Source organism: Kineococcus indalonis, from assembly GCF_009906395.1.
In the GTDB taxonomy this organism is placed as follows: Bacteria; Actinomycetota; Actinomycetes; order Actinomycetales; family Kineococcaceae; genus Kineococcus; species Kineococcus indalonis.
Window position 1 is genome coordinate 1 of sequence record NZ_JAAALM010000431.1, and the last position, 3,541, is coordinate 3,541.

General features: G+C 77.9%; 4 protein-coding genes. 1 reads left to right on the forward strand and 3 read right to left on the reverse strand.

What is annotated here, in order from left to right; translation table 11 throughout:
- Window positions 1-839, forward strand: an 839-nt coding sequence (locus tag GTR00_RS16935; protein ID WP_166612759.1) for an alpha/beta hydrolase family protein, incomplete at its 5' end; no start/stop codon positions are given.
- Window positions 840-870: 31 nt separating this feature from the next.
- On the opposite strand, the gene htpX is transcribed toward GTR00_RS16935, so the two are convergent.
- The 3 genes from htpX to GTR00_RS16950 all read right to left on the reverse strand — a co-directional run.
- Window positions 871-1,758, reverse strand: coding sequence for a zinc metalloprotease HtpX (htpX, locus tag GTR00_RS16940; protein ID WP_166612760.1), 888 nt, complete (start codon window positions 1,756-1,758; stop codon window positions 871-873).
- A 129-nt stretch (window positions 1,759-1,887) separates the two neighbouring features.
- Window positions 1,888-2,865 (reverse strand): electron transfer flavoprotein subunit alpha/FixB family protein, encoded by a 978-nt coding sequence (locus GTR00_RS25965; RefSeq protein ID WP_166612761.1) that lies wholly within the window; start codon window positions 2,863-2,865, stop codon window positions 1,888-1,890.
- Window positions 2,862-3,541 (reverse strand): electron transfer flavoprotein subunit beta/FixA family protein (locus GTR00_RS16950; RefSeq protein WP_166612762.1); only part of this gene is annotated, 680 nt, incomplete at its 5' end. The genes GTR00_RS16950 and GTR00_RS25965, both read right to left, overlap by 4 nt.

Sequence of the window (3,541 nt, forward strand, 5' to 3'; positions counted from 1 at the left end):
CCGTAGCGCATCTCGCTGCGCCGGTCCTCGCCCAGGCCCTCGGGGCCGCACCGGCCCCCGAGGGCCTGGGCGAGGACCGGCGCAGCGAGATGCGCTACGGCGCCCACCGGCGCCAGGTGGCCGACCTGTGGCTGCCCGCCGGCGACCGGCGCGACGCGCTGGTCGTCCTCGTGCACGGCGGGGGCTGGGGCCCCGACGTGGACCGCCGCGACGTCAACGCGCTCGTGGCCGACCTGGTGGGCGACGGCTGGCCCGTGCTCAACGCCGACTACCGCGGCGTGGGCGACGGCGGCGGCTGGACGAGCACCTTCACCGACGTGGCCAGCGCCGTCGACCTCGCCGCGCGCGCGGCCGACGAGCACGGCCTCCCGGCGGACCGGGTGGCCCTCGCGGGGCACTCCGCCGGCGGCCACCTGGCGGTGTGGGCCGCCGCCCGGCACCGCCTGCCCGCGGGCGCGCCGGGCGCCGACCCGCTCGTGGTGCCCGCGGTCGTCGCCTCCATGGCGGGCGTGCTCAACCCCACCGCCCTGGGCGGCGACGGCGGCGACCCCAACGTCACCGCCCTGTTCGGGGGCCCGCCCGGGCAGGTGGACGAGCGCTACGCGCTGGGCGACCCCACCCGCCTCGTCCCGCTGGGGGTGCCCTCGCTGGTCCTGCACGGCAGCGCCGACGAGACCGTGCCGCCCTGGCAGTCGCAGGCCTTCGCCGACGCCGCCGGGGGCGCCGGCGACGAGGTCGTCGCGGAGCTGCTCGAGGGGCTCGGGCACGCCGACGCCCTGGACCCCTCGGGCGAGACCTGGGCGTGGGTGCGCGGCTGGCTCGGCGACGTCCTCGGCTGAGCCACCGCCGGGACGGTGGCCGGCCGCCGCCTCAGCGGCGGTAGCCGGCCATCGCCTCCAGCCGGGCGATGCGCTCGGCCATCGGCGGGTGCGTGGAGAACATCCGGCTGAAGCCCTGCCCGCGGAACGGGTTGGCGATCATCATGTGGCTGGCGTTGACGAGCTCGCGCTCGGGCGGCAGCGGCAGCTGCCGGGTGCCCAGCTCCAGCTTGCGCAGCGCCGAGGCCAGCGCCAGCGGGTCGCCGGTCAGGCGGGCGCCGTCCTCGTCGGCGTCGTACTCGCGGGTGCGGGAGATCGCCAGCTGGATGACGCTGGCGGCCAGCGGCGCCACCAGCGACAGCAGCAGCACGGCGACGGGGTTGGCGCGCCCCTCCTCGTCGCGCCCGCCCGCGGCGCCGAAGAAGGCGCCGAACTGGGCGAACTGGGCCACGGAGGTGATCACGCCGGCCAGGGCCCCGGCCACCGAGGAGGTGAGGATGTCGCGGTTGTAGACGTGCAGCAGCTCGTGGCCCAGCACGCCGCGCAGCTCGCGCTCGTCGAGCAGCTGCAGGATGCCCTCGGTGCAGCACACCGCCGCGTTGTCGGGGTTGCGGCCGGTGGCGAAGGCGTTGGGCGCCATCGTGGGCGAGACGTACAGGCGCGGCATGGGCTGCTGGGCGCGCGTGGACAGCTCCCGCACGATCCGGTACATGCCCGGCTGCTCGGCCTCGGAGACCGGCCGGGCGCGCATCGCGCGGATCGCCAGCTTGTCGGAGTTCCAGTAGCCGTAGGCGGAGGTGGCCACGCCGAGGACCGCGAACACCAGCACCAGCCCCGGCGTGCGGAACGCCGACGCCAGCAGCCCGCCCAGCAGGAGCAGGACCGCCCAGATCGCGCCGAAGAGGACCGCGGTCTTCAGGCCGTTGTAGTGACGGTGCATGCGGTGCTCTCGTCCTCCCCTGCTCCACGTCCGGCACGGGGTGCAACGCGCCGCGCGGCGGGAGCGTTCCGCGGCCCCGGCGCGCCGGGGCCGCGCCGGGGCCGGCGGCGGAGGCGGGGGTGGGGGCGGTCAGCCGCGGCGGCGGCGGATCTCCGCGCTCAGCGCGGGCAGCACCTCGGTGAGGTCGCCCACGACGCCGTAGTCGGCGAACTCGAAGATCGGCGCGTCGGGGTCCTCGTTGACGGCGACCACGGTGACCGAGGCGTCCATGCCGCCGCGGTGGTGCACCGCGCCGGAGACGCCGGCGCCCACGTACAGCCGAGGGCTGATCGTCACGCCGGTCTGCCCGACCTGCGCCTCGTGCCCGATCCAGCCCTCGTCGGTGGCCACGCGGGTGGCGCCCACGGCACCGCCGAGCACGTCGGCGAGCTCCTCCACGGGCGCGAAGTCGCCGTTCGTGCCGCGCCCGCCCACGACGACGACCTCCGCCTCGGCCAGCGCGGGCCGGTCGCCGCGCGGGCGCGGCGCGCGCGAGAGCAGCTGCACGGCGCGCGCCGCGGCCGACGCCTCCACGCGGTGCTCCACCACGGCCGGCTCCCCGGCGTGCTCCACGCCGGTGGCCAGCACCGCGTGCGGCTTGACGGTGACCACGGCCAGCGGCGCGGTGACGGCGCAGCGGGTGGCCCAGGAGCCGGCGAGCACGGCCTTGCCGGCCACGACGCGCCCGTCCTCGCCGACCTCGACGGTGGTGGCGTCGGTGACGACCCCGGCGCCGGCGAGCACGGCCAGGCGCGCGGCGGCCTCCTTGCCCTCGAAGGTGGAGGCCACCAGCAGCAGGTGGGTGTCCACCCGCTCCAGCACGGCGCGCAGCGCGTCGACGGTCGCGGCGGTCAGGTGCGCGTCGGCGCCCTCGACGGTCACGACGTGCGCGGTGCCGGCGCCGTGCGAGGCCAGCACGGAGGCCGCCGCCGGGCCCCACCCCTCGCCGACCCACACCGCGTGCACCTCGCCGCCGGCGGCGACGGAGCGCGCCAGGGTGAGCAGCTCGGGGACGGTGGAGTACGGCTGCGAGCCCTCGTGGTCGACGAGGACGAGGACGTTCGTCACGCGAAACCCTTCTGCGACAGGTAGTCCGCGAGCGCCGCGGCCGTGGCGGCGGGGTCGTCGGCGGTGACCACGACCCGGTCGGGGCGCTCGGGGCGCGGGCGCGCCCGCAGGACCCGGGTGGTGGACCCCCCCAGGCCGACGGAGGCCGGCTCCACGCCCAGCTCGGCCAGGGACAGCACCTCCACCGGCGCCTTGCGGGCGGCGAGGATGCCCTTGAAGGCGGGGAAGCGCGCGCGGAACGCCTGGTCGGTGACCGAGAGGACCACCGGCAGCGGGGCGCGCAGCTCCTCCGCGTCGCGGGAGGTCTCCCGGCGCACGGTGGCGGTGCCGGCGGCGGGGTCGACCTCGACGCGGTCGGCGAGGGTGAGCTGCGGCCAGTCCAGGTGCGCGGCCAGCGCCGCGGGCACCAGGGAGGTCAGCCCGTCCAGGCCGGCCATGCCGGCGACGACGACGTCCACGGGGCGCTGGGCGTGCAGGTGGCGCACCGCGGCGGCCAGCACGCGGGCGGTGGCGAGGGCGTCGGAGCCGGCGACCGCGTCGTCGAGGACGTGCACGGCCGTGGTGGCGCCCATGGCCAGCCCGCGGCGCAGCGCCTCCACGGCGTGCGCCGGGCCGGCGGTGAGCACGGTGACGTCGTGGGCGGGGCCGTCCTCGGGGGCCGGGTGGGCCTCCACCA

Bases quoted from the DNA above. Each gene is read 5' to 3' on its own strand.
- htpX (WP_166612760.1), bottom strand. From the start codon at position 1,758: ATGCACCGTCACTACAACGGCCTGAAGACCGCGGTCCTCTTCGGCGCG.